At 61.7% G+C, this 23,138-nt stretch carries 26 protein-coding genes; 19 read left to right on the top strand and 7 right to left on the bottom strand.

The window, feature by feature from the left end; genetic code table 11:
- Positions 1–42: 42 nt before the first annotated feature.
- The 4 genes from ACWTU7_RS22600 to ACWTU7_RS22615 form a co-directional block, all read right to left on the bottom strand.
- Positions 43–330: a hypothetical protein gene (locus ACWTU7_RS22600; RefSeq protein WP_455840407.1), complete on the bottom strand. Its 288-nt coding sequence runs from the start codon at positions 328–330 to the stop codon at positions 43–45.
- A 98-nt stretch (positions 331–428) separates the two neighbouring features.
- On the bottom strand, positions 429–1,034 hold the full coding sequence (locus ACWTU7_RS22605) for an ATP-dependent Clp protease proteolytic subunit (RefSeq protein WP_029352889.1): 606 nt from the start codon (positions 1,032–1,034) through the stop codon (positions 429–431).
- A 21-nt stretch (positions 1,035–1,055) separates the two neighbouring features.
- Positions 1,056–1,532: an SRPBCC family protein gene (locus ACWTU7_RS22610; RefSeq protein WP_455840408.1), complete on the bottom strand. Its 477-nt coding sequence runs from the start codon at positions 1,530–1,532 to the stop codon at positions 1,056–1,058.
- Positions 1,529–1,843: an ArsR/SmtB family transcription factor gene (locus tag ACWTU7_RS22615; RefSeq protein WP_455840409.1), complete on the bottom strand. Its 315-nt coding sequence runs from the start codon at positions 1,841–1,843 to the stop codon at positions 1,529–1,531. Before ACWTU7_RS22615 ends, ACWTU7_RS22610 begins: the two co-directional genes overlap by 4 nt.
- 236 nt (positions 1,844–2,079) lie before the next feature.
- On the opposite strand from ACWTU7_RS22615, the gene ACWTU7_RS22620 reads away from it, so the two are divergent.
- Positions 2,080–2,598 (top strand): single-stranded DNA-binding protein, encoded by a 519-nt coding sequence (locus ACWTU7_RS22620; RefSeq protein ID WP_029352883.1) that lies wholly within the window; start codon positions 2,080–2,082, stop codon positions 2,596–2,598.
- A gap of 134 nt (positions 2,599–2,732) precedes the next feature.
- Positions 2,733–3,158: an OsmC family protein gene (locus ACWTU7_RS22625; RefSeq protein WP_029352881.1), complete on the top strand. Its 426-nt coding sequence runs from the start codon at positions 2,733–2,735 to the stop codon at positions 3,156–3,158.
- 87 nt (positions 3,159–3,245) lie between these two features.
- Here ACWTU7_RS22625 and ACWTU7_RS22630 read toward each other — a convergent pair whose 3' ends face one another.
- Both ACWTU7_RS22630 and ACWTU7_RS22635 read right to left on the bottom strand, forming a co-directional pair.
- On the bottom strand, positions 3,246–3,875 hold the full coding sequence (locus ACWTU7_RS22630; RefSeq protein WP_455840410.1) for a MarC family protein: 630 nt from the start codon (positions 3,873–3,875) through the stop codon (positions 3,246–3,248).
- Between the two features lie 78 nt (positions 3,876–3,953).
- Complete coding sequence (locus ACWTU7_RS22635) at positions 3,954–4,490, bottom strand: hypothetical protein (protein WP_455840411.1); 537 nt, start codon at positions 4,488–4,490, stop codon at positions 3,954–3,956.
- 86 nt (positions 4,491–4,576) lie between these two features.
- On the opposite strand from ACWTU7_RS22635, the gene ACWTU7_RS22640 reads away from it, so the two are divergent.
- Positions 4,577–5,431 carry a helix-turn-helix transcriptional regulator gene (locus tag ACWTU7_RS22640; RefSeq protein ID WP_287330414.1) on the top strand — a complete coding sequence of 285 codons (855 nt, stop codon included), beginning with the start codon at positions 4,577–4,579 and terminating at the stop codon, positions 5,429–5,431.
- 191 nt (positions 5,432–5,622) lie between these two features.
- Positions 5,623–8,433, top strand: a complete 2,811-nt coding sequence (gene gyrA, locus ACWTU7_RS22645) for a DNA gyrase subunit A (RefSeq protein WP_455840412.1) — start codon at positions 5,623–5,625, stop codon at positions 8,431–8,433.
- Positions 8,434–8,478: 45 nt separating this feature from the next.
- Here the strand turns inward: gyrA and ACWTU7_RS22650 are convergent, their stop codons facing one another.
- Entirely contained in the window at positions 8,479–8,631 is a 153-nt protein-coding gene (locus ACWTU7_RS22650; protein WP_455840413.1) for a hypothetical protein, read from the bottom strand.
- A gap of 297 nt (positions 8,632–8,928) precedes the next feature.
- Here ACWTU7_RS22650 and coaD point away from each other — a divergent pair, with 297 nt between their 5' ends.
- From coaD to ACWTU7_RS22725, 15 genes are all read left to right on the top strand, one after another.
- The gene (gene coaD, locus ACWTU7_RS22655) at positions 8,929–9,429 is read left to right on the top strand and encodes a pantetheine-phosphate adenylyltransferase (protein ID WP_095520429.1); all 501 of its coding nucleotides are present in this window, start codon (positions 8,929–8,931) and stop codon (positions 9,427–9,429) included.
- 75 nt (positions 9,430–9,504) lie between these two features.
- Positions 9,505–10,095: a peptidylprolyl isomerase gene (locus tag ACWTU7_RS22660; protein ID WP_029352873.1), complete on the top strand. Its 591-nt coding sequence runs from the start codon at positions 9,505–9,507 to the stop codon at positions 10,093–10,095.
- A gap of 28 nt (positions 10,096–10,123) precedes the next feature.
- A complete protein-coding gene (locus ACWTU7_RS22665) occupies positions 10,124–10,636 on the top strand; it encodes a peptidylprolyl isomerase (protein WP_029352871.1) in 513 nt (170 codons plus the stop codon).
- 29 nt (positions 10,637–10,665) lie between these two features.
- Positions 10,666–10,983, top strand: coding sequence for a hypothetical protein (locus tag ACWTU7_RS22670; RefSeq protein WP_455846543.1), 318 nt, complete (start codon positions 10,666–10,668; stop codon positions 10,981–10,983).
- Between the two features lie 59 nt (positions 10,984–11,042).
- A complete protein-coding gene (queA, locus tag ACWTU7_RS22675) occupies positions 11,043–12,155 on the top strand; it encodes a tRNA preQ1(34) S-adenosylmethionine ribosyltransferase-isomerase QueA (RefSeq protein WP_455840415.1) in 1,113 nt (370 codons plus the stop codon).
- Positions 12,152–13,282: a tRNA guanosine(34) transglycosylase Tgt gene (gene tgt / locus ACWTU7_RS22680; RefSeq protein ID WP_455840416.1), complete on the top strand. Its 1,131-nt coding sequence runs from the start codon at positions 12,152–12,154 to the stop codon at positions 13,280–13,282. The genes queA and tgt overlap by 4 nt, the downstream gene beginning before the upstream one ends.
- Positions 13,283–13,491: 209 nt before the next feature.
- On the top strand, positions 13,492–13,728 hold the full coding sequence (locus tag ACWTU7_RS22685) for an Lrp/AsnC family transcriptional regulator (RefSeq protein ID WP_029352863.1): 237 nt from the start codon (positions 13,492–13,494) through the stop codon (positions 13,726–13,728).
- Between the two features lie 171 nt (positions 13,729–13,899).
- A complete protein-coding gene (locus tag ACWTU7_RS22690; protein ID WP_455840417.1) occupies positions 13,900–15,312 on the top strand; it encodes a circularly permuted type 2 ATP-grasp protein in 1,413 nt (470 codons plus the stop codon).
- A gap of 129 nt (positions 15,313–15,441) precedes the next feature.
- Entirely contained in the window at positions 15,442–16,383 is a 942-nt protein-coding gene (locus ACWTU7_RS22695) for an alpha-E domain-containing protein (protein WP_029352858.1), read from the top strand.
- Positions 16,384–16,444: 61 nt separating this feature from the next.
- Positions 16,445–17,239 carry a transglutaminase family protein gene (locus tag ACWTU7_RS22700; protein WP_455840418.1) on the top strand — a complete coding sequence of 265 codons (795 nt, stop codon included), beginning with the start codon at positions 16,445–16,447 and terminating at the stop codon, positions 17,237–17,239.
- 31 nt (positions 17,240–17,270) lie between these two features.
- Entirely contained in the window at positions 17,271–18,002 is a 732-nt protein-coding gene (locus ACWTU7_RS22705; protein WP_065009553.1) for a peptidase, read from the top strand.
- Positions 18,003–18,057: 55 nt separating this feature from the next.
- Positions 18,058–19,470: a pyridoxal phosphate-dependent decarboxylase family protein gene (locus tag ACWTU7_RS22710; RefSeq protein ID WP_455840419.1), complete on the top strand. Its 1,413-nt coding sequence runs from the start codon at positions 18,058–18,060 to the stop codon at positions 19,468–19,470.
- Positions 19,471–19,597: 127 nt separating this feature from the next.
- The gene (locus ACWTU7_RS22715; RefSeq protein WP_029352850.1) at positions 19,598–20,365 is read left to right on the top strand and encodes a DeoR/GlpR family DNA-binding transcription regulator; all 768 of its coding nucleotides are present in this window, start codon (positions 19,598–19,600) and stop codon (positions 20,363–20,365) included.
- A gap of 126 nt (positions 20,366–20,491) precedes the next feature.
- Complete coding sequence (gene glpD, locus ACWTU7_RS22720) at positions 20,492–22,018, top strand: glycerol-3-phosphate dehydrogenase (RefSeq protein WP_455840420.1); 1,527 nt, start codon at positions 20,492–20,494, stop codon at positions 22,016–22,018.
- Positions 22,019–22,046: 28 nt separating this feature from the next.
- Positions 22,047–23,129: an ABC transporter ATP-binding protein gene (locus tag ACWTU7_RS22725; protein WP_029352845.1), complete on the top strand. Its 1,083-nt coding sequence runs from the start codon at positions 22,047–22,049 to the stop codon at positions 23,127–23,129.
- Positions 23,130–23,138: the final 9 nt, after the last annotated feature.

Below are 23,138 nucleotides of genomic sequence, written 5' to 3' on the forward strand. Positions count from 1 at the left end.
GAGTGCCTTGAGATTGTGGCAGCGATGAAGGCCGATGCGCTATCACCGGGGGGCCTCGAACGCGCCGACGCCGACGTCGAAAGTTATGCTGCCGGAAATCCTGACATCGGTATCGCCGATCTTGAACTGGCCGTTACCGTTGCTGGGCACGGCGTCGTCGGGTTCGGGAGCCGGCTTGGCGATGCGATAGTCATCGGCCACGCCGGGCAACGTGCCGTTTTGCGAAGACGTTGAATTGTCTTCCGCGAACGCCGCGCCGGAAGTCATGGCCGCGACGGCAACACCGATGATTAGCCGGTTCAAGTGGGTGCGTAAAATCTTGTCGAGCATCGGCGGACTATATCCGCCGAGCCCTGGTCGAAGCCAGACCGGTGGCGATGAAACTTGCCGAACGACTTGGCCGCATCGCGCATGAGCCGGCTACCTTTTCACGCCGCCTTCTTACGGGTGTCAAAAACATGATCGACGAGCCCCCAAGTCTTTGCCTCCTCGGCGGTCATGAAATGGTCGCGGTCGAGCGTGCGTTCGACCTCTTCGAACGTGCGACCGCAATGATGCGAGTAAAGCTCGGTCATGCGCCGTTTGGTCCTGAGGATGCCTTCGGCGTGGCGCTGGATGTCGGAGGCTTGGCCCTGGAAACCGCCTGACGGCTGGTGCAGCAGGATGCTGGCATTGGGCAACGCGATACGCCGTCCCGGCGTGCCCGCCATCAGCAGGAACGAGGCCATCGAGGCGGCAAAGCCCATGCAGACGGTCGATACTGGACTGCTTATATACTGCATCGTGTCGTAGATGGCGAAACCGCTGGTCACCACACCGCCCGGCGAGTTGATGTAAAGGGAAATCTCCTTATCGGGATTGTCGGATTCCAGCGATAGAAGCTGGGCACAGACCAGCGCCGACACGCCATCGTCGATCGGACCGTTGATGAAGACGATGCGCTCGCGCAGCAGCCGCGAAAAAATGTCGAAGGCGCGTTCGCCGCGGCTCGACTGCTCGATCACCATCGGCACCAGGTTGGCAAAACCGCTCATCGCTTTTCTCCGTTGTGCCGCTCAGGCCGCGCGCAGGAAAAGGCGAGGCGTGTTTGCGGCAATGGTCTGTTTGGGGCTGTGTGCGTTGAGCGAAAGCCGGCAACCGGCGCCCACCATCAGAACCGCAGACGTAGCGACCCGCGCGAATCCATCGTGGACGATGCGCAGATGCGTACCGCCCGACACGGTGCGGCCGAGCGTGAAGGTGACGATACTGTCGAGCGGATCAGCTGCATTGCCAGGTGCCGGCCGCTCCCGCCAGGAATAGCGCAGCAGGCGTTCGGGCTCAGCGTCGAGGATTTCGCACTCGATCGGTGCACCCGCCTTAGCAAAGGCAAAGCGACTGCCGATCTCGGGTTTGATGTCGTTCGGCATCATCCAGGCCGCGAGCAGGTCCGGCACCGTCAGCGCCCGCCATACTTTTTCCGGCGGGTCTGGAAGCTCGCACTCGAACTCGATCGAATCTGCCGCCATGTCTGAATGCTGTTTTGCCCTCATTGGTCCATATCCTTCAAAACCGCCTTGAGCCTTTCGATGCGCTCGGGCCAGAACGCACGGTACCGCTGGATCCAGCTGAGCAGAGGGGCAAGCCCTTGCGGATCGGCGCGATAATAGGCGTTGCGGCCGGCTCGCCGCTCGACCACCAGGCCGGCGCCGCGCAGCACCGCGAGATGCTGCGACACGGCCGGTTGCGACACGGTCATGCCGCTGCGCAGTTCCGACACGGTCTTCTCGCCGGCGGCGAGCCGTTCGTAGACGGCGCGGCGCGTCGGGTCAGAAAGCGCTCGAAAAATCTCTGCTTCGATCATGATTGAAGCATAAGTCTGCACTTATTGGTTTGGCAAGCAGTCTTTTCGCGCCCATATGGAATGGCACGGCGGACCCCATCGATTGCTGACATTCCTTGACAGCAGGAATTGATTGGGATAGAACGAAAAGAGAACAAAAACCTTGTGGGAAAAGGCAGCCACGGCAGGCGGGGATTGTCCGCAGTCTATAAGGTGAGCGGCAGAAATTTTGTTTCGGATGAGCGCGGAGAAGTATCATGGCGGGTAGCGTCAACAAGGTCATTCTGGTGGGCAATCTCGGGGCGGACCCGGAAATCCGCCGTTTGAATTCGGGTGAGCCGGTCGTCAACATCCGCGTCGCCACGTCGGAAAGCTGGCGCGACAAGACTTCCGGTGAGCGCAAGGAAAAGACCGAGTGGCACAATGTCGTCATCTTCAACGACCAGCTCGCCAAGGTCGCCGAGCAGTATCTGAAGAAGGGCGCGAAGGTTTATGTCGAGGGCCAGTTGCAGACGCGCAAATGGCAGGACCAGACCGGCAATGATCGCTACACGACTGAGATCGTGCTGCAGAAATTCCGTGGCGAGCTGCAGATGCTCGACGCGCGCGGGCAAGGCGAGGGCGGTCAGGTCGGCAGCTATGCCGGTGGCGGCAGCAGCCGCGGTTCCGATTTCGGGCAGTCCGGCCCGGGCGAGAGTTTCAATCGCGGTGGCGGCAACAAGGGCGGTGGTGGCGGCGGTTCGTCGCGCGAACTCGACGACGAAATTCCGTTCTGATTTCTTAGGGCGGACGTCCCTTACGCGGGCGAAAAACGCCAGCTACTTGAGGCCACGAATTGGCGTCCCGAAAATCTGTCTTGGATTTCGGGACGTTCTGCATTTAAGCGGTGCGCAGTGAAAGGACGTGTTAGGTGAAAGCACGGGTCAAATGGGTCGAGGAGCGCACCTTTGTCGGCGAGTCCGGCAGCGGCCACAAGGTGGTGCTGGGGACTGCGTTCGGGCCGGAAGGCAGGACGCCGGGGCCGAGCCCGATGGAGCTTGTGCTGCTCGGCACCGGCGGCTGCTCAGCCTATGATGTCGTCCACATCCTCGAAAAGGGCCGCGAGGCGGTCGAAGACTGCGTGGTCGAACTCGACGCCGATCGGGCGGAGAAGGAGCCGCGGGTGTTCACCCGCATCCATATGCGTTTCATCGTCAAGGGTCGCGCGCTTTCGCGCGACAAGGTGAAACGGGCGATCGACCTGTCGATCGAAAAATACTGCTCGGCGACCGCGATGATGGCCAAGACCGCCGAGATCACCCACGACTTCGAAGTCATCGATACGATGGCGAGGTAGGATAGCGCCTGGTGGCGGCGGTTCGCCGCGCGAGCTGGACGACGATAATGACAGCCTCGGCAATCAAGCGCGAGGCCGCTTTCGTTTTCATGTCGCCATCAGCGCCTTGATGCCGTCGGCGACGAACTGCACGGCGAGCGCCGCCAGAATGACGCCGAGCAGCCGGGTCAGGATCGAGCGGCCGGTCTGGCCGAGGATGCGGTCGATGCGCTCGGCCAGCACGAACACCAGGTAGGTGATGACAAGACAGATCGCGATGATGCCGACAAGGGCTGCCTGCGCGCCAAAACCTGGAAAAGAGCCGGACAGCAGGACGGTCGCTGAAATCGCGCCCGGACCGGCGATCAGGGGGATCGCCAGCGGAAAGGCGGCGATGTTGTGGATCATGTCCTTGGTGATGGCGACGTCGCCGATCTTTTCCTTGCGGTCCTGCCGGCGCTCGAACACCATTTCAAAGGCGATGAAGAACAGCAGGAACCCGCCGGCGACGCGGAACGCCGGCAGCGTGATGCCGAACACCGACAGGATCGATGCACCGGCGATTGCAAACAGCGCCATCACCAGGAGACCGATGATCGAGGCGCGGACGGAAACCTGGTTGCGCTCCTCGCGGTTCATGCCGCGCGTCACGGCGAGGAAGAGCGGTGCCAGGCCTGGCGGGTCGATGGTCACGAGAATGGTGACGAAGGCGTTGAACAGGCTGTCGAAGCTCGGCATCTCTGACCCTCCCCGCCGGGCCGTGCCCGAGACCCCTGCATTGGTAGAGCAAAGCAGCGTCAGGGGAAACCGTGCAGGTCAGGTGCTGCCGGCTCGCTGCGCCAAGAACTCGACTTCGAGCCGCCAGGTCGCGCCATCGTCCTGAGAGCGTTCGCCCAGCCAGCGGAAGGAGTTTTCGGTAATCCGGGAAAAGCTCCAGCGCACCGAGGCGCCGCTGCCGTCAGCGCCGTGCTGGACGATGGTGTCGCCCTCGGCCCGGCCGAGCTGGCGGCTGTAGTACTGGGTGCGCGGATCGCTCCAGAAAATATGCCAAGCGTCGACGCCGGGGTCATAGACACGCAATGTCGTGCCATAGAAAGTCCATTTGCCGAGGGAGGGTGAGGGACCGGCGTCGCGCGCCGGCAGGATCCATACGTCCTGGATCGCGCGGCCCTCGAGCACCCAGCCGAAATGCACCTCGCCGCGCCCGGTCAGCACTTGGCCGTCCTCGAGGTGGCGCGTGGCATCGAATGTCCAGGCGCCGACGAAGCGGCCGTAAAGGTTCAGTTTTCCGGCCAGGCCCCCGGCAGGCTCGTCGCTGTGCAGGGCTTCGACAAAGGAAGATGAATTGAACATGATTTCGACCTCATCTTGTCAGGAGACTGGAGGGAATAGGCGGCGGCAGGGTTCTGTGCTTGGGAAAAATTGCTATCTTTCAAGCCATGACAACGAGCGCGCATACACTGGTGTCCGGACGAGGCTGGCAGGTGTTGGACGTGGTCTGCACCGCCGGCGCCGCCGATCGCCCGTTCGAGGAAGAGCATCGTAATTTCTGCGTCGCCGTGGTGACCAATGGCACATTCCGCTACCGCGCACGCCAGGGCAATGCGATGCTGACGCCGGGCGCGCTCCTGCTCGGCAACCCTGGCACGTGCTATGAGTGTGGGCACGAGCATGGCGCCGGCGACCGCTGCCTCTCCTTCCAGTTCGAGCCGGCCTATATGGAACAGATCGTTACCGACATGCCGGGCGTGAAGAATCTGGCCTTCGAGACGCCGCGGCTGCCGCCCTTGCCGGCGCTGGCACCGCTGCTGGCCGAGGCGGAATCCGCACGCGAGATGGCCGACGTCGACGCGTTCGAGGAAATCGGTCTGCGGATTGCCGGCGCAGCCGTCGCCTCCGGCGTCACGCCTGCTGCCGGGGTGCCGAGCCGCCGCGACGAGAAACGTGTCGCGGAGGCGGTGCGGCGCATTGAGCTGGATGCCGACCGGCCGGTCTCGCTTGCTGCGCTTGCAAGCGAGACGGCGACCAGCCCGTATCATTTCCTGCGCACGTTCCGACGCGTCGCGGGCATGACGCCCTACCAGTTCCTGCTGAAAACCCGGCTGCACAGGGCGGCGGTGCGGCTGCGCATGTCGGACGAGGCGATCTCGACGATCGCCTTCGAGGCGGGGTTCAACGATTTGTCGACCTTCAACCGCCGATTCCGGCGCGTGATGGGGGAGGCGCCCGGCGCCTATCGGGTCCGGCGGCGAGGCGATAAATTGCCGAACGCATCCGCCGTTCCGGCGTTGTGAAGCAAATTGGCCTGACAATGAGCTTTGCCGCGAGAGCAACGAGAAAACGCCTCGGCCATATCGTCGCAATCAGTGATATCCTTTTGAAATCACCACAAAAATCGACACTGGAAAACTACCGCGGACATTGGAGTTTCGACCCGGCTTCCTATATAACCACCGAGTGATTCCCGATTAGATTGTGACCTGATTTGACCGACCAGAAGACACCGCGCGGCGCCGACGGCGGCCCGACCGGCATCGAGCCGATATCCATCATCGAGGAGATGCAGCGCTCCTACCTCGATTACGCCATGAGCGTGATCGTCAGCCGTGCGCTGCCCGATGTGCGCGACGGGCTGAAGCCGGTGCATCGCCGCATCCTCTATGCCGCCCATGAGAGCGGCTACCACTGGAACCGCAAATACGTGAAGTCGGCGCGCCCGGTCGCCGACGTGATGGGTAAATACCATCCGCATGGCGACGCCTCGATCTACGACGCCTTGGTGCGCATGGCGCAGGATTGGTCGCTGCGCGTGCCGCTGATCGACGGGCAGGGCAATTTTGGCTCGATCGACGGTGATCCGCCGGCGGCGATGCGTTACACCGAATCGCGCCTGACGAAGGTCGCGCATGAGTTGCTGGAAGACATCGACAAGGACACCGTCGATTTCCAGGACACTTATGATGCGTCCGGCAGCGAGCCGAAAGTCCTGCCGGCGCGCTTTCCCAACCTGTTGGTCAACGGCTCCGGCGGCATCGCCGTCGGCATGGCCACCAACATTCCGCCGCACAATCTGGGCGAGGTCTGCAACGGCGCCATCGCCCTCATCGACAATCCGGCGATCGATCTGCCGGCGTTGATGGAGATCATTCCGGGGCCAGATTTCCCGACCGGCGGCATCGTGCTCGGCCGCTCCGGCATCTACAGCGCCTATTCGACCGGCCGCGGTTCCATAGTCATGCGGGGGCGCGTCAACGTCGAGGCGCGCGGCAACGACCGTGAATCGATCGTCATCACCGAAGTTCCCTACCAGGTGAACAAGTCGTCGATGATCGAGAAGATGGCGGAGCTGGTGCGCGACAAGCGCATAGAGGGCATTTCCGACATCCGCGACGAGAGCGACCGCCAGGGTTACCGCGTCGTCATCGAACTGAAGCGCGACGCGGTCGCTGACGTCATCCTCAACCAGCTCTACCGTTTCACGCCGCTGCAGACGTCGTTCGGCGCCAATATGGTGGCACTGAACGGCGGCAAGCCGGAATTGCTGACGCTGACCGACATGCTGAAGGCGTTTGTCGCCTTCCGCGAGGACGTGATCAGCCGGCGCACGAAATTCCTGCTGCGCAAGGCGCGCGACCGCGCCCATGTGCTGGTCGGCCTTGCCATTGCCGTCGCCAACATCGACGAGGTCATAAAGCTGATCCGCACCGCGCCGGACCCGCAGACGGCGCGCGAGCAGTTGATGGAGCGGCGCTGGCCTTCGGGCGACGTCGAATCGCTGATCCTGCTGATCGACGATCCGCGCCACCGCATCAACGAGGACGGCACATACAATCTGTCCGAGGAACAGGCGCGCGCCATCCTCGAACTGCGCCTGCAGCGACTGACCGCGCTCGGCCGCGACGAGATCGCCGACGAGTTGAACACGATCGGCGACGAGATCAAGGACTACCTGGACATCCTGTCGTCCCGCGCCCGCATTCAGCAGATCGTCAAGAACGAGCTTGCCGCCGTCCGCGACGAGTTCGGCACGCCGCGCCGTACCGAGCTCTCCGAGGGCGGGGCTGATATGGAAGACGAGGACCTGATCCAGCGCGAGGACATGGTCGTGACGGTCAGCCATTCCGGCTACATCAAGCGCGTGCCGTTATCGCTCTACCGGGCGCAGCGGCGCGGTGGCAAGGGCCGCTCCGGAATGTCGACCAAGGAAGAGGATTTCGTCACTAGGCTGTTCGTTGCCAACACGCACACGCCGGTGCTGTTCTTCTCCTCGCGTGGCATCGTCTACAAGGAAAAGGTCTGGCGCCTGCCGATCGGCAATCCGCAGTCGCGCGGCAAGGCGCTGATCAACATGCTGCCGCTGGAGCAGGGCGAACGCATCACCACCATCATGCCGCTGCCTGAGGACGAGACCAGCTGGGGCGAGCTCGACGTGATGTTCGCCACCACCCGCGGCACGGTGCGCCGCAACAAGCTGTCGGACTTCGTCCAGGTCAACCGCAACGGCAAGATCGCCATGAAGCTGGAAGAGGAAGGCGACGAGATCCTCGGCGTCGAGACCTGCACCGACAATGACGACGTGCTTCTGACCGCAAGCTCCGGCCAGTGCATCCGCTTCTCGGTCAGCGACGTGCGCGTCTTCCAGAGCCGCAACTCGGTCGGCGTGCGCGGCATCGCCATGGCTGCCACCGACCGGGTGATCTCGATGGCGGTGATCGAACATGTCGAGGCGCCGCCGGCCGAGCGCGCCGCTTATCTCAGGCGAGTGGCGGCGGAAAGGCGGCTCGCCGCCGGCATTGCGGCGGGCGAGGACGAAGACATTCAACTCACCAATGAGGAAGTCGGCGAGGAGACGGAGCTTTCCGACGAGCGCTACGAATTCCTCAAGGCACACGAGCAATTCGTGCTGACGGTGACGGAATATGGCTACGGCAAGCGTTCGTCTTCCTATGATTTCCGCCTCACAGGGCGCGGCGGCAAGGGCATCCGCGCCACCGATGTGTCGAAAGTGGCTGAGATCGGCCGTCTGGTGGCGACTTTCCCGGTCGGCAATGACGACCAGATCATGCTTGTCTCGGATGGCGGCACCGTCATCCGCGTGCCGGTCAACGGCATTCGTTTCGCCAGCCGCGCCACCAAGGGCGTGACCATCTTCAACACGGCCGACGGCGAGAAGGTCGTTTCGGTGGAGCGGATATCGGAACCGCAATCGGACGAGGAAGCCGAAGAGAGTGTCGAGGGCGACGCAACTCTGGATACCGGTACTGAAGATGTTGGCCCGGACAACAACGCCGAGTAGGTCTTGACGGGCAATGCCGGCCCGATGGGCCGGCGCCGTCAACAGCTAGCGGTGGCGAAACGGCCTGCGGATACCAAAGCCTCCGAACCGCTTGGCATTGGACTTGGCGCGGACGCGCTCTGCTTCCTGATGCAGCCCGAATACGGTGGCGATCAGCATGGCGACGGTCATTGCGGTGGCGAGCATGTAGATCAGCATGTGCGTGTCTCCTGCACCTAGCAACGATTAAATGGGGTTTTGGTTTCATCTCCTGAAGCTGCAACCTAGTGAACGCTGCGTGAAGGCTTCGTGATCGGCCCGTTCATTGGTCGTTCATCTCGGCCAAAAGGTTCACACAAAGCGCATCGCGATTTCCGTGGCTCAGGCGTTGCGCTTTGAGGCTCTGTTTGGGTGCATGTCGTTGTCCAAAACCGCTGCACACTTTTGGGCGACATGCATTGACGGCTCGCTGATCGGATTTGCCTTTGCGAGAGAGGCTCGCTAGAAGCACCTGCCATGACCGAACGCATCGCCCTTTATGCCGGCTCCTTCGACCCGCTGACCAACGGCCATCTCGATGTGCTGAAGGCGTCGCTGGCCGTGGCGGACAAAGTCTATGCGGCGATCGGCATTCATCCCGGCAAAAAGCCGCTGTTTTCGTTCGAGGAACGGGTCGGCCTCATCGAAGCAGCGACGAAGGCCGAATTTGGCCGCGACGGCGCGCGCATCAAGATTGTCGCTTTCGACGGGCTGGTCATCGACGCGGCCAGGAAGCAGGGCGCCTCGATCATGATCCGCGGCCTGCGCGACGGCACCGATCTCGACTACGAGATGCAGATGGCCGGCATGAACGAGACGATGGCGCCGGAACTGCAGACAGTTTTTCTGCCCGCCAGCCCTTCGGTGCGAACCATTACCGCCACACTTGTCCGTCAGATAGCCTCCATGGGAGGCGACATCCGCCCCTTCGTGCCGGCGGCTGTGGCCGGCGCACTTACCGCCAAATTCGCGAAATAATGCGTGTCGCCCCAACGTGGAACCCGGCTTTGGGACAACGACATGCTTGAAACAAAGGTTTTCGGAGAAATATCCATGCCGCTCAAAAGGCTCGCCACCTGCTTTGTCGTTGTTTTCAGTCTTGTGGCTGCAACCGTTTCGGCGTTCGCGGCCGATCCGGAAAACACCATGATCATAACGCTGAAGGGCGGCGATGTGACAATCGCGCTCAGGCCCGATCTCGCGCCGAAGCATGTCGAGCAGATCAAGAAGCTGGTTCGTCAGGGCGCTTACGACAACGTCGCTTTCCACCGCGTCATCGACGGCTTCATGGCGCAGACCGGCGACGTGAAGTTCGGCAACATGAAGAACGGCTTCAACGCCGATGCTGTCGGTACTGGTGGTTCCGATCTTCCCGACCTACCGGCCGAATTCTCGACGTCCGAGCGCTACGAGCGCGGCGTGGTCGGCATGGCCCGCTCGCAGGACCCGGATTCCGCCAATTCCCAGTTCTTCATCATGTTCGCGCCGGCGCCGCCGCTCGATGGCCAGTACACTATCGTCGGTAATGTCGAGAACGGCATGGAGTTGGTGGACCAGATAAAGAAAGGCGATGCGGCACAGAACGGGGTTGTCACTGATCCCGATCGCATGATCAAGGTGCGCATCGCCGCCGACGGCAAGTAAACCCATTAGTTTCAAAGGATATTCTGACATGGCCGAGATCAAGGACCGCGAGAACGCGCTCATCATGGAAACGACCAAGGGCAAGGTCGTCATCGAACTGTTTCCCGATCTGGCGCCTGGCCATGTCGGCCGCATCAAGGAACTGGCGCGCGAAGGCGCTTATGACGGAGTGGTGTTCCATCGCGTCATCGAGGGGTTCATGGCGCAGACCGGCGACGTGAAATTCGGCAATTCCACCAAGCCCTCTTTCGCACCGGCGCGCGCTGGCACGGGCGGCTCCGACAAGCCCGACCTGAGGGCGGAGTTCTCCAACGCCAATCACGGCCGCGGCACCTGCTCGATGGCGCGCTCGCAAAATCCGAACTCGGCCAATTCGCAGTTCTTCATCTGCTTCGACGATGCCGCCTTCCTCAACCGCCAATACACGGTCTGGGGCCAGGTCATCGAGGGCATGGACAATGTCGACAAGATCAAGCGCGGCGAGCCGGTGCCGGATCCCGACAAGATCGTGTCGCTGAAGGTGGCAGCCGACGTGAAATGACCTACCGGGCTGTCGCGGATATCACTCTGATGCTTGTCGCGGCGGCCACTCCGGCGCTGGCGGCGGAATCGATTGTTTGCAGCGCTGAAAGCGACGCGGCATCGATCGACGTCCTGATGGGGCACACTGCCGTCATCGCGGTTGCGCGTGTATGGCTTGATGCCGGCGGCAGAAACTGGACCACCGACGGTCAGCCGGGTTCGACGAAATTCATCGTCGGACAGGCATTCGAGGACGACCAGCACGTGGCGATCGATCTCACGGATGAGGGTATCAGCTCTATCGTCGCCAAATTGCGACTGGTCAAGGCCAGCGAACAGTCCAATTCGCAATGGGCGGCACGCTGAGCATCGACGGTGTTGGCGCCTGGGCGGTGACCTGCCCGGAATTTTGAGGCGGGATTTTCTTGCGCGTCGATCTTTTCGACTTTCATCTGCCGGAGGAGCGTATCGCGCTTCGACCGGCAGAACCGCGCGACAGCGCCAAAATGCTGGTTGTCAGGCCGGGTGAGGGCCGCGAAGACCGGACGGTGCGCGAGCTGCCGTCCCTGCTCGAGACCGGTGACGTGCTGGTCTTCAACGACACCAAGGTCATTCCGGCACAGTTAAAAGGCATCAGGCGGCGCGGCGAGGCGGTGGCGCAAGTCGAAGCCACGCTGCACATGCGGGTGGCTCCCGACCGCTGGCTGGCTTTCATGCGGCCGGGCAAGCGCATCGCCGCCGGTGACCGTGTCCATTTCGGCCATGACGCCAATTCCTGCTTTCTCGGCCAGCTCGATGCCACGGTGATCGAGAAGCGCGAGGCCGGCGAGGCTTTGCTAGGCTTTGACCTCTCAGGTCCGTTTCTCGATGAGGCGTTGCGCGCCGTCGGTCACATTCCGCTGCCGCCTTACATCGCTTCGAAGCGCGACGACGACGAACGCGACCGCAACGACTACCAGACCATCTATGCTAGGGAGGAGGGGGCCGTGGCGGCACCCACTGCCGGCCTGCATTTCACGCCCGAGCTTTTCGCGGCGCTGGATGCCAAAGGCGTCGAGCGGCGCTTCGTCACCCTGCATGTCGGCGCCGGCACGTTCCTGCCGGTGAAAGTCGACGACACTGCCGATCACAAGATGCATGCCGAAATCGGTTCGGTCAGCCCGGAAACCGCCGAGGCGCTGAACGCGGCGAAAGCGCGCGGCGGGCACATCATCGCCGTCGGTACGACGTCGCTGCGCCTGCTGGAGAGCGCCGCGCGGGAGGACGGCACATTGGCTGGATGGTCGGGTCCGACCGACATCTTCATCACCCCCGGCTACCGTTTTAAGGCCGCCGACATGCTGATGACCAATTTCCATCTGCCGCGTTCGACGCTGTTCATGCTGGTTTCGGCGTTTTGTGGTCTGGAAACAATGCGTGCGGCCTATGCGCATGCCATCGAGAACAGCTACAGGTTCTACTCCTACGGAGATGCAAGCCTTCTGTTCAAAGAGGAGAACGATCGACGCGCGCCCGGTATAGGACAAGGAATTCAATGACTAAGGCGTTCACCTTCGAGGTGCTGGCGACCGACGGGAAAGCGCGGCGCGGCTCCATCACTATGCCGCGCGGAGAAATCCGCACGCCAGCCTTCATGCCGGTCGGCACCGGCGGCACGGTCAAGACCATGTATATGGATCAGGTGCGCGGCGTCGGCTCGGACATTATCCTTGGCAATACCTATCATCTGATGCTGCGGCCTGGCGCCGAACGTGTGGCGCGGCTTGGCGGTCTGCATGAATTCGCCCGCTGGCCGCACCCGATCCTGACCGACAGCGGCGGCTTCCAGGTAATGTCGATGTCGAAACTGAGGAAACTCACCGAAAAGGGCGTCACCTTTCGCTCACATATTGATGGCGCCCCCTATGAGATGTCGCCCGAGCGCTCGATCGAAATCCAGGGACTGCTCGATTCCGAAATCCAGATGCAGCTCGACGAATGCACCGCGCTGCCGGCCATGGAGAAGGAGATCGAGCGGGCCATGGAGCTGTCGCTGCGCTGGGCCGAACGTTGCAAGTCGGCATTCGGCGACCAACCGGGCAAGGCGATGTTCGGCATCGTCCAGGGCGGCGACATACCGGCCCTTCGGCTGCGCTCGGCGCAGGCGCTGAAAGCGATGGACCTCAAGGGCTACGCCATCGGCGGGTTGGCGGTCGGCGAGCCGCAAGCGGTGATGCTCGAAATGCTCGACATCACCTGCCCGGAGCTGCCGGCGGACAGGCCGCGCTATCTGATGGGTGTCGGCACGCCTGACGACATATTGAAATCGGTGGCACGCGGCATCGATATGTTCGATTGCGTGATGCCGACGCGCGCCGGCCGTCATGGCCTCGCCTATACAAGGCGCGGCAAGGTCAATCTGCGCAACGCTCGCCATGCCGACGATCCGCGCCCGCTGGACGAGGAGAGCGACTGCCCGGCCGCCAGAGATTATTCACGCGCCTATCTGCACCATCTGGTCCGCTCGCAAGAGGCGCTGGGGGCGATGCTGCTGACCTGGAACAATCTTTCCTACTACCAGAGGCTGATGCAGGAGATTCGTGCCGCCATCGAAGCCGGCGCCTTCGAGACGCGGGCGGCGGCAATTTCCGAGGGCTGGGCAAGGGGCGATATCCCGGTGATGTGAGCGGGCCCTCGCAGCGAAGCGAACGCGCGCAGGCATAGCCTGCGCTTGGCAGCGCTCCACAGTCTCAGCGCCCGCGTGCATCCGTTGTTTGGCTGTACTAAAGCTTCCCTCAGGTCGCGTTCTGCCTGAGCGCCGTCCTGATGCTTGAAAGCCGGGCGGCAGTCTGCCACAAGGGCCGCTTATGCGTGCAAGTTGAGCAGGACCGGGCAATGAAGGCATTTTTCGTGCAGATAAAGTGCGATCTGGGCAGGGCCTATGACGTTGCCGGCGCATTGGCCGATGCCGAGATCGCTTCGGAAATCTACTCGACAGCCGGCAACTACGATTTGCTCGCCAAATTCTATGTCGACGACGAGGAAGACATAGGCCACTTCGTCAACGAGAAGGTGCAGATTCTTCCCGGCATCAAGGACACGTTTACGGTCGTCACGTTCCGCGCCTTCTGAGTGGCGCCGGCCCCTGCCCGGGCACAAGGCAAAGCCTGACCCAGCCATATCGGCGCTGCCCTAATTTTAGGCAGGTCGCGACATACTGATCGCCAGCATCCTCCAAATCACCGATTGCGCTTGATTTTCTCCCGTGACGCCAGTGAAATGGTCTCACAGGGGAGTATGCGATTGGCAGCGTTCGACGAAATGCTTCCGGAAATCTCCGGATTGAGAAAACCGTATTCGGCTTACGACCGCTGGCTGAAGGAGCAGGATCCGGCCAGGCTTACCGAGAAGATGCAGGACGCCGAACGCGTCTTTCGCAAGACCGGCATCACCTTTGCCGTCTATGGCGAGCAGGAAGCCTCCGAACGCCTTATTCCATTCGATATCGTTCCGCGCATCATTTCCGGCAACGAATGGCGACGGCTGACGCAAGGCATCGAGCAGCGCGTCCAGGCGCTGAACGCGTTTCTCGACGATATCTACCACCGCCAGGAGATATTGCGCGCCGGGCGCCTCCCCAAGGAATTGATCGCCAGGAACGAGGCGTTCCTGCCGGAGATGATCGGGGTAAGGCCGCCGGCCGGCGTCTACACCCATATCATCGGCGTCGATATCGTGCGCATCAGCGAGAACGAATTCTACGTGCTGGAGGACAATGCGCGGACGCCGTCCGGCGTGTCCTACATGCTGGAAAACCGCGAGACGATGATGCAGCTCTTTCCCGAGCTGTTCCAGCAGATCAAGGTGCGGCCGGTGGAAAACTATCCGCAGCTCTTGCGCCAGTCGCTGGCGGCGGTGCGGCCGCACAGCACCAAGGGTGCGCCGACCATTGCCGTGCTGACGCCGGGCAGCTTCAACTCCGCCTATTTCGAACATGCCTTCCTTGCCGACCAGATGGGCGTGCAGCTTGTCGAGGGGCAGGATCTGCGCGTCGTCGATGGCCACGTCGCGATGCGCACGACCGAAGGCTACAAGCAGATCGATGTGCTTTATCGAAGGGTGGACGATTCTTTCCTCGATCCGCTGACCTTCCGTCCGGACTCGGCACTTGGAGTGCCGGGCATCATGGATGTCTACCGCGCCGGCAACATCACCATCGCCAATGCGCCGGGAACCGGCATCGCCGACGACAAGGCGATCTATTCCTACATGCCCGAGATCGTCGAATTCTACACTGGCCGCAAGGCAATCCTCGGCAACATCCCGACCTGGCGATGCTCGGAGCCGGACAGCCTGAAATACGTGCTCGAACATATCGACGAGCTGGTGGTGAAGGAGGTGCACGGCTCAGGCGGCTACGGCATGCTGGTCGGGCCGGCGGCGACCAAGAAGGAATGCGAGGATTTTTCCAAGAAACTCGCGGCAAAACCGTCGAACTACATCGCCCAGCCAACGCTGGCGCTGTCGACCTGTCCGATCCTGACCGACAAAGGGCTGGCGCCGCGCCATGTCGACCTCAGGCCCTACGTGCTGGTTTCCGACCGCATCCAGATCGTGCCGGGCGGGCTGACGCGCGTGGCGCTGAAGGAAGGCTCGCTGGTGGTCAACTCATCGCAGGGCGGCGGCACCAAGGATACGTGGGTGCTGGATGATTGAGACGGGTAAGTAGTGAATAGTAGTAGTCAGTAGTAGAGGGAAAGCACAATGTCATACTCCGTCAAAATCCAAACATTCACCATGCACTACTCACCACTCACTACTCACTAGCCCGAAGGGCAGCCCCACATGCTTCTCGGCCGCACCGCCAACGGGCTCTACTGGATGAACCGCTACATCGAGCGGGCGGAAAACATGGCGCGGCTGGTCGATGCCGGGCTGCGCATGGCGCTGACCCGAACCCAGAACGCCTCCGAAGAGTGGAATTCGGTGCTGCTCAGCGCCGGTTCGGACGCTGCCTTCACGCAGAAATATTCCGACTATACCGCCGCCAACGTCGCGGATTTCCTGCTTCGCGACACATCGAACCCGTCGAGCACGATGGCGTCGATCGAGACGGCTCGCAACAACGCCCGCATGGTGCGCACCGCGCTGACGCGCGAAACCTGGGAAAGCATCAACGAGGCCTGGATGTCGCTGAAGCGCATGCTGGCCAAGCCGATCGACGAACGCGACCTGCCCAGCGTGCTCGACGCGATCAAGCGCGAAACGGCGCTGATCCGCGGTTCATTCTACGGCACCATGCTGCGCAACGAGATCTTCGATTTCTCGCAGCTCGGCACCTATGTCGAACGCGCCGACAACACGGCACGCATCCTGGACGTGAAGTATTACGTGCTGTTGCCGTCGATCTCTTGGGTCGGCTCGACGCTCGACAATTATCAGTGGGAATCGATCCTACGTTCGGTGTCGGCGCACCGCTCCTATCGCTGGGTGTACGAGGCCGACTACAAGCCGAGCAACATTGCCGACTATCTGATCCTCAACGTTCGAATGCCGCGCTCGCTGACCTTCTGCTACCGTTTCCTGACGGAGCACCTGAAATTCCTGGGCGACGATTATGGCGAACGCCACGCCTGTCATGCGACAGCCGGCAAGACCCAGGCTATGCTGACGGCCGGCTCGATCAAGGACATATTCGACGCCGGCCTGCACGAATTCCTGGCCAATTTCATTCGCGACAACACTAGGCTCGGCGACGAGATCGCGCAGGACTACAGGTTCTATTGAGCATGATCCCGGAAAGTGAACGCCGGTTTCCGGTAAAGATCATGCTCGGGGGACGAGAGCAATGCGGCTGAAGATCACCCACCGGACCGAATACCGCTACGATGCGCCGGTGCATTATCTATTGCAGCGGTTGCGGCTGCTTCCGGTTAGCGGGCCGACGCAGACCGTTTTGTCCTGGGCGCTGACGATCGAAGGGGCACGCGAGGAAGTGCGCTTCATCGACCATTTCGGCAACGATACGCGGCTGTTGAGCGTCGAAGGTGAGCGCGATTTCATCACCGTCGAGGCATCAGGCGAGGTGGTGACACGCGACACCGCTGGCGTCTCCGGGCCACATCAGGGTTTCGCGCCGCTCTGGCTGTTTGGCCATGAAACCCCGTTGACCACGATCGGGAGCGGCATTCGCGAACTCGCGGCCTCGGTCGGCGAGGGGACCGATATCGAAAGGCTGCACCGGCTGATGGCCGTGATCGGCGAGCGCGTGGCTTATACGCCGGGTACCACCAATGCGGCGACTCCGGCCGAGGACGCGCTGGCGCTCAAGACCGGCGTCTGCCAGGACCACAGCCACATCTTTGCCGCCGCGGCTCGCGCCATGGGATTTCCGGCCCGCTACGTCAGCGGCTATTTGATGATGGATGCGGCGGTCGAGCAGGCGGCAAGCCATGCCTGGGGTGAGGCGCATGTTGCGGGCCTCGGCTGGGTCGCGTTCGACGTCGCCAACGGCATTTCGCCCGACGAACGCTATGTAAAGGTGGCGACCGGCCGTGATTACCGCGATGCCACGCCGGTGTCGGGAATTCGGCTGGGACAAGCGGAAGAACAGCTTGCGGTCACCGTCACCGTGGAGCAGTAATCCACGGCAAGATTGCTGCCAAAGAGATTCGATGACCTATTGCGTCGGCTTGAAGATCGATCGCGGGCTCGTGTTCATGTCGGACACGCGTACTAATGCCGGCATGGATTCGATCTCGACCTTCAAGAAGATGCATGTCTGGGAAGAGCCGGGCGAGCGCGTCATCGTGCTGATGTCGGCCGGCAATCTGGCGACGACGCAGGCGGTCGTCAGTTTGCTCGACGAACGCACCAAGGCGGTGGCCGATCGCCACGCCACTCTGCTCGAAACGCCGTCTATGTATCAGACGGTGCGGATGGTCGGCGACACCGTTAAGGAAGTCATCGCCAGTTCGTCGCCGGCAGGCGAAAAGGCCGATTCCTATTTCAATGCCTCCTTTATCCTCGGCGGCCAGATCAAGGGCAGCGCGCCGCGGCTGTTCATGATCTATCCGGAAGGCAATTTCATCGAATCGACCGATGACACGCCGTTTTTCCAGATCGGCGAGACCAAGTACGGCAAGCCGATCATCATCCGCGCCTATGAAAAGACGATGAGTTTCGCCGAGACGGTGAAACTCCTGCTGGTGTCGTTCGACTCGACGCTGAAATCGAACCTGTCGGTTGGTCTGCCGCTTGACCTGCTGTTCTACGAAAAGGATGCCTTCAAGGTCAGCCTGAAGAAACGGATAGCCCAGGACGATCAATACTATCGCACGATCTCGGACGGCTGGTCGAACGCGCTGAAGACCGCTTTCGCGAGCCTGCCCGATTTTCCCGAATGAAAGCCTCCGTTTTTCGTGCTCTTTGATTTCTGGGCTCGATGCGACGGAGAGGAAAATGAATAGCAACGAATTCCGGGAATGGTCGCTGTACGCGGCCGAATGGGGTGCCGACTACAGGAGCACACTTCGCGAAAGACCGGTGCGGCCGCTGGTCGAGCCGGGCGAAATCTCTAGAAGCATCGATGTCTCGCCGCCGGAAGAGGGCGAAACGATGCAGGCAATCTTCGCCGACTTCGAGCAAAAAATCCTGCCGGGCATGACGCATTGGCAGCATCCGCGCTTCTTCGCCTATTTCCCGGCCAACGCCGCACCGGTCTCGGTGGTGGCCGAATATCTGGTCTCGGTGATGGCCGCGCAATGCATGCTCTGGCAGACCTCGCCGGCAGCGACCGAACTCGAGACGCGCGTCGTCGACTGGATGCGTCAGGCGCTTAGCCTGCCGGAAGGGTTTTCCGGCGTCATGCAGGATTCGGCATCGTCGGCGACGCTTGCCGCCGTGCTGACCATGCGCGAGCGCGCGCTAGACTGGCAGGGCAACAAGAAGGGCCTGCAAGGCCAGCCGATATTGCGCATCTATTCTTCCGACCAGGTCCATACTTCCATCGACCGGGCGATCTGGGTCTCGGGCATTGGCGAGGACAATCTCGTGCGCATTCCGGTTGCTGGCCGCCTTCGCGCCATGGATGTCACAACCCTCGAAGCGGCGATCGTCGCCGACCGGGATGCGGGCATGCTGCCGGCCGGCATCATCGCTTGTGTCGGCGGCACCAGTACCGGCGGCACCGATGACATCGCCGGCGTCGCCGCTGTGGCTAAGCGGTACGGGCTCTATCTGCATGTCGATGCCGCCTGGGCCGGATCGGCGATGATATGTCCGGAATACCGGCATTTCTGGGCCGGCGCGGAGCACGCGGATTCCATCGTCTTCAATCCGCACAAATGGCTGGGCGCGCAGTTCGACTGCTCGATGCAGTTCATCCGCCGGCCGGAAGACCTGGTGCGGACGCTCGCCATCAAGCCGGATTACCTGAAGACGCATGGACGCGACGGCATCATCAACTATTCCGAATGGTCGGTGCCGCTCGGGCGGCGCTTTCGCGCACTGAAACTGTGGTTCCTGCTGCGCGCCCACGGGCTGGAAAATCTCCGGACCATGATCCGCAACCATGTCGCCTGGAGCGAAGGCCTTGCCGCGCGGCTGGCTCGGCAACCGGATTTCGAGATCGTCACGGAACCGATGCTGTCGCTGTTCTCGTTCCGGCATCTGGCGGCGGCCGGCATCGATTCGGACGAACACAATCTGCGGCTGGTCAACGCGATCAACGACGATGGCCGCATCTATCTGACACAGACACGGGTGGACGGGCAGATCGCGATCCGCTTTCAAGTCGGTCAGTTCGAGACGACGGCGGCGGATATCGACACAGCTTTCGAGGTCATCACCGAAATCGCCCGCGGTCTGGGTTGAGTTGAAATGGTCGGCAAAGTTGCGCCGTGGTTGTCTTTGGGCGGATGTAATTTCGTTAGCCGGCTTATGCCTTTTCATCACTTTCGTTTTCCGCTATAGACAAGAAAAGCGAAAACGAGAGGCCCCAATGTATCTGTCGCCGCGTCATTCCGAAATCATCCAGATGGCCAAGGACAATGGCCGCGTGCTGGTCGACGACCTGGCAACGCATTTCAACGTGACGCCGCAGACCATCCGCAAGGACCTTAACGACCTGTGCGACCAGCGGCTGCTTTCCCGTATCCATGGCGGGGCGCTGTTTCCGTCCGGCATCGAGAACATGGAATATGAGGCGAGACGCAAGATCGCCGCCGAGGAGAAGGAGGCGATCGGCCGCGCAGCAGCCAGGCTGATCCCGGACAATGCCTCGCTGTTCATCAATATCGGCACCACGACGGAGTCGGTCAGCAAGGCGCTTCTTGATCATACCGGATTGATGGTCATCACCAATAATATCAATGTTGCCAACAGGATGCGCATATACCCTTCCATCGAAGTCGTTATTGCCGGCGGGGTTGTGCGCGGCTCCGATGGCGGCGTGGTCGGCGAGGCGGCGGTCGATTTCATCAGGCAGTTCAAGGTCGACTACGCGGTGATCGGCGCCTCGGCGATCGACCATGACGGTGCGTTGCTCGATTTCGATTTTCGTGAAGTGAAGGTGGCGCAGGCGATCATCGCCAATGCCCGGCATGTCATCCTCGTTTCCGACCAGACCAAATTCGAGCGGACGGCGCCGGTCCGCATCGGCCATCTGTCGCAGGTCAACACCTTCATCACCGACCGTTGCGACATCCCGTCGGTACGCAAGATCTGCCAGGAGGCAGAGGTTCAGCTGATCGAAACGTCGCTCTCGTAAGGGTGCCGTAGCGGCAATTGTCGCTGTTTACATTTCGTTTGACATTCGTTCCCATTTCGAAATAATCCCACCACGGTTTCGTAAAAACCTAAAAATGCTGCAATGCGAAATCCGGGAGGACTTATTGTGGACGCACCCCCGATCCATGACATCTTCGTCATCGGTGGCGGTATCAACGGCTGCGGCATCGCCCGCGATGCGGTTGGGCGCGGCTTCTCGGTCTTCCTTGCCGAAATGAACGATCTGGCCAGCGGAACCTCCTCCGGCTCGACCAAACTGATCCATGGCGGCTTGCGCTATCTCGAGTTCTACGAATTCCGCCTGGTGCGCGAGGCGCTTATGGAGCGGGAAATTCTCTGGAAGAATGCGCCGCACATCATCTGGCCGATGCGCTTCGTGCTGCCCTATGCCAAGGGTTTGCGTCCGGCCTGGCTGATCAGGCTCGGCCTTTTCCTTTACGACCACATTGGCGGGCGCAAATTGCTGCCGGCGACCAAGACGCTGGACATGGCAAAGGACCCAGCCGGCAAGCCGCTGAAGCCGTTGTTTCGCAAGGCCTTCGAATATTCCGACGCCTGGGTCAACGATGCGCGGCTGGTAGCCCTGAACGCCCGCGACGCCGCCGATCGCGGCGCAACGATCCGAACCCGCACGAAAGTCATCGGCGCACGCCGTGAAGGCGAACTTTGGACGGTCAGGCTGGAAAACGCGCAGACCGGGGACACCGAGGAGGTCAAGGCGCGGCTTTTAGTCAACGCCGCCGGTCCATGGGTCGACCATGTGCTGTCTGCTACGGTCGGCTTGAACGAGGTGCACAATGTCCGGCTGGTACAGGGCAGCCATATCGTCATCGGCAAGAAGTTCGACGATCCGCGCGCCTATTTCTTCCAGAACAAGGATGGCCGCATCATCTTTGCTATCCCCTACGAGGAAGAGTTCACGCTGATCGGCACCACTGACCAGGACTATGCTGGCGACCCGCACGACGTGAAGATCAGCGACGCCGAGATCGATTATCTCTGTGCCGCGGCGAGCGAATATTTCGCGCAGCCGGTCAAGCGTTCGGACATCGTCTGGACCTATTCCGCCGTGCGCCCGCTTTATGACGACGGCGCCTCGAAGGCGCAGGAAGCAACCCGCGATTATGTGCTGAAGACCGACGGCGGCGAGGGCACGGCACCGATCATCAACACCTTCGGCGGCAAGATCACCACCTATCGCCGGCTGTCTGAATCGATGCTCGAGAAAATCGAGGGTTTTCTCGGCAAGCGCGGCAAGCCGTGGACGGCAAACGCGCCGCTGCCGGGCGGCGATTTCCCGGCCAGCGGTTTCGACGCCGAAGTGGCGAAACTGAAAACGGCCTATCCGTTCCTCGACGCACGTCTGGCGCGCCGCCTGAGCCGGCTTTACGGAACTCGCGCAAGGATGCTGCTGGGCCTCGCCAGATCGAATGCCGACCTTGGCCGCAACTTTGGCGCCGATCTCTATGAGGCCGAAGTGCGCTACCTCGTTCAAAATGAATGGGCGATGACGGCTGAAGATGTATTGTGGCGCAGGACCAAGCGCGGCCTGCATCTGAGCCGCGAGCAGACGGCAGCGCTCGACGAATTCATGCGCGGGATAAGCCGGCGCCATGTCGCGGCTGCCGAATAGTCATGCAGAAAGCCTGGGAGGAGGCATCATGCTGGAACTGAGAAACGTGACGAAGACGGTCGGGGCGACGGAGCATATACGCGACGTGTCGCTGACGCTTCAGCACGGCTCGCTCAATGTCCTTCTCGGGCCGACGCTTTCCGGCAAGACCAGCCTGATGCGGCTGATGGCCGGCCTTGATGTGCCGACATCCGGCTCGGTCTGGTTCGATGGCAAGGATGTCACCGGCATCCCGGTGCAGAAGCGCAACGTCGCCATGGTCTACCAGCAGTTCATCAATTATCCGGCGATGACCGTCTACGAGAACATCGCCTCGCCGCTGAGGGTGGCCGGGACCGAGCGGGCAAAGATCGACAAGGAGGTGCGCAGTGCGGCAGCCCTTCTCAAGCTGACGCCCTATCTCGACCGCACGCCGCTCAGCCTCTCCGGTGGCCAGCAGCAGCGCACCGCGCTGGCGCGCGCTATCGTCAAGAACGCCAGCCTCGTGCTGCTCGATGAGCCGCTCGCCAACCTCGACTACAAGCTGCGCGAGGAGCTGCGCGCTGAATTGCCGAAAATCTTCGCGGCGACCGGCACCATTTTCGTCTACGCCACTACGGAGCCGCACGAAGCCTTGCTGCTCGGCGGCAACACGGCGACGCTTTCCGAAGGCCGCATCACTCAGTTCGGCCCGACGATCGACGTCTTCCGCAGGCCGAACGACCTCGTCACCGCCAAGACATTCGCCGATCCGCCGCTCAACACGATCGTGCTGAAGAAGAGCGGTTCGAGCTTCCTTCTTGATGGTGGGGTGAACCTTCCGGTGCCGGCTGAACTCGCCGGTATTGCCGATACGAGCTACACGATCGGCTTCCAGCCTCACCATCTCTCTCTTGCTCGGCCGAGCCCGTCGGCGGTTCCGGTGAGAGCCAAGGTGTCGGTCACCGAAATCACCGGTTCTGAAAGCTTTGTGCATCTCGATTTCGCCGACGTCCGCTGGGTGATGCTGGAGCACGGCATCCTGGTGTTCGAACCGGACCAGACCATCGAGGTGTTCATCGACCCGCGGCACATCATGGTGTTCGACGCGAACGGCCGCTCGGCCGCGCCGCCACAGATGCTGGCGGCTTGAGGGAGGAGG

It is taken from the genome of Mesorhizobium sp. BHscii (assembly GCF_053848065.1).

Bases quoted from the DNA above. Each gene is read 5' to 3' on its own strand.
- ACWTU7_RS22600 (WP_455840407.1), bottom strand. From the start codon at position 330: ATGCTCGACAAGATTTTACGCACCCACTTGAACCGGCTAATCATCGGT.
- ACWTU7_RS22605 (WP_029352889.1), bottom strand. From the start codon at position 1,034: ATGAGCGGTTTTGCCAACCTGGTGCCGATGGTGATCGAGCAGTCGAGC.
- ACWTU7_RS22610 (WP_455840408.1), bottom strand. From the start codon at position 1,532: ATGAGGGCAAAACAGCATTCAGACATGGCGGCAGATTCGATCGAGTTC.
- ACWTU7_RS22615 (WP_455840409.1), bottom strand. From the start codon at position 1,843: ATGATCGAAGCAGAGATTTTTCGAGCGCTTTCTGACCCGACGCGCCGC.
- ACWTU7_RS22620 (WP_029352883.1), top strand. From the start codon at position 2,080: ATGGCGGGTAGCGTCAACAAGGTCATTCTGGTGGGCAATCTCGGGGCG.
- ACWTU7_RS22630 (WP_455840410.1), bottom strand. From the start codon at position 3,875: ATGCCGAGCTTCGACAGCCTGTTCAACGCCTTCGTCACCATTCTCGTG.
- ACWTU7_RS22635 (WP_455840411.1), bottom strand. From the start codon at position 4,490: ATGTTCAATTCATCTTCCTTTGTCGAAGCCCTGCACAGCGACGAGCCT.
- ACWTU7_RS22640 (WP_287330414.1), top strand. From the start codon at position 4,577: ATGACAACGAGCGCGCATACACTGGTGTCCGGACGAGGCTGGCAGGTG.
- ACWTU7_RS22650 (WP_455840413.1), bottom strand. From the start codon at position 8,631: ATGCTGATCTACATGCTCGCCACCGCAATGACCGTCGCCATGCTGATC.
- coaD (WP_095520429.1), top strand. From the start codon at position 8,929: ATGACCGAACGCATCGCCCTTTATGCCGGCTCCTTCGACCCGCTGACC.
- ACWTU7_RS22660 (WP_029352873.1), top strand. From the start codon at position 9,505: ATGCCGCTCAAAAGGCTCGCCACCTGCTTTGTCGTTGTTTTCAGTCTT.
- ACWTU7_RS22665 (WP_029352871.1), top strand. From the start codon at position 10,124: ATGGCCGAGATCAAGGACCGCGAGAACGCGCTCATCATGGAAACGACC.
- ACWTU7_RS22670 (WP_455846543.1), top strand. From the start codon at position 10,666: ATGCTTGTCGCGGCGGCCACTCCGGCGCTGGCGGCGGAATCGATTGTT.
- tgt (WP_455840416.1), top strand. From the start codon at position 12,152: ATGACTAAGGCGTTCACCTTCGAGGTGCTGGCGACCGACGGGAAAGCG.
- ACWTU7_RS22685 (WP_029352863.1), top strand. From the start codon at position 13,492: ATGAAGGCATTTTTCGTGCAGATAAAGTGCGATCTGGGCAGGGCCTAT.
- ACWTU7_RS22695 (WP_029352858.1), top strand. From the start codon at position 15,442: ATGCTTCTCGGCCGCACCGCCAACGGGCTCTACTGGATGAACCGCTAC.
- ACWTU7_RS22700 (WP_455840418.1), top strand. From the start codon at position 16,445: ATGCGGCTGAAGATCACCCACCGGACCGAATACCGCTACGATGCGCCG.
- ACWTU7_RS22705 (WP_065009553.1), top strand. From the start codon at position 17,271: ATGACCTATTGCGTCGGCTTGAAGATCGATCGCGGGCTCGTGTTCATG.
- ACWTU7_RS22710 (WP_455840419.1), top strand. From the start codon at position 18,058: ATGAATAGCAACGAATTCCGGGAATGGTCGCTGTACGCGGCCGAATGG.
- ACWTU7_RS22715 (WP_029352850.1), top strand. From the start codon at position 19,598: ATGTATCTGTCGCCGCGTCATTCCGAAATCATCCAGATGGCCAAGGAC.
- ACWTU7_RS22725 (WP_029352845.1), top strand. From the start codon at position 22,047: ATGCTGGAACTGAGAAACGTGACGAAGACGGTCGGGGCGACGGAGCAT.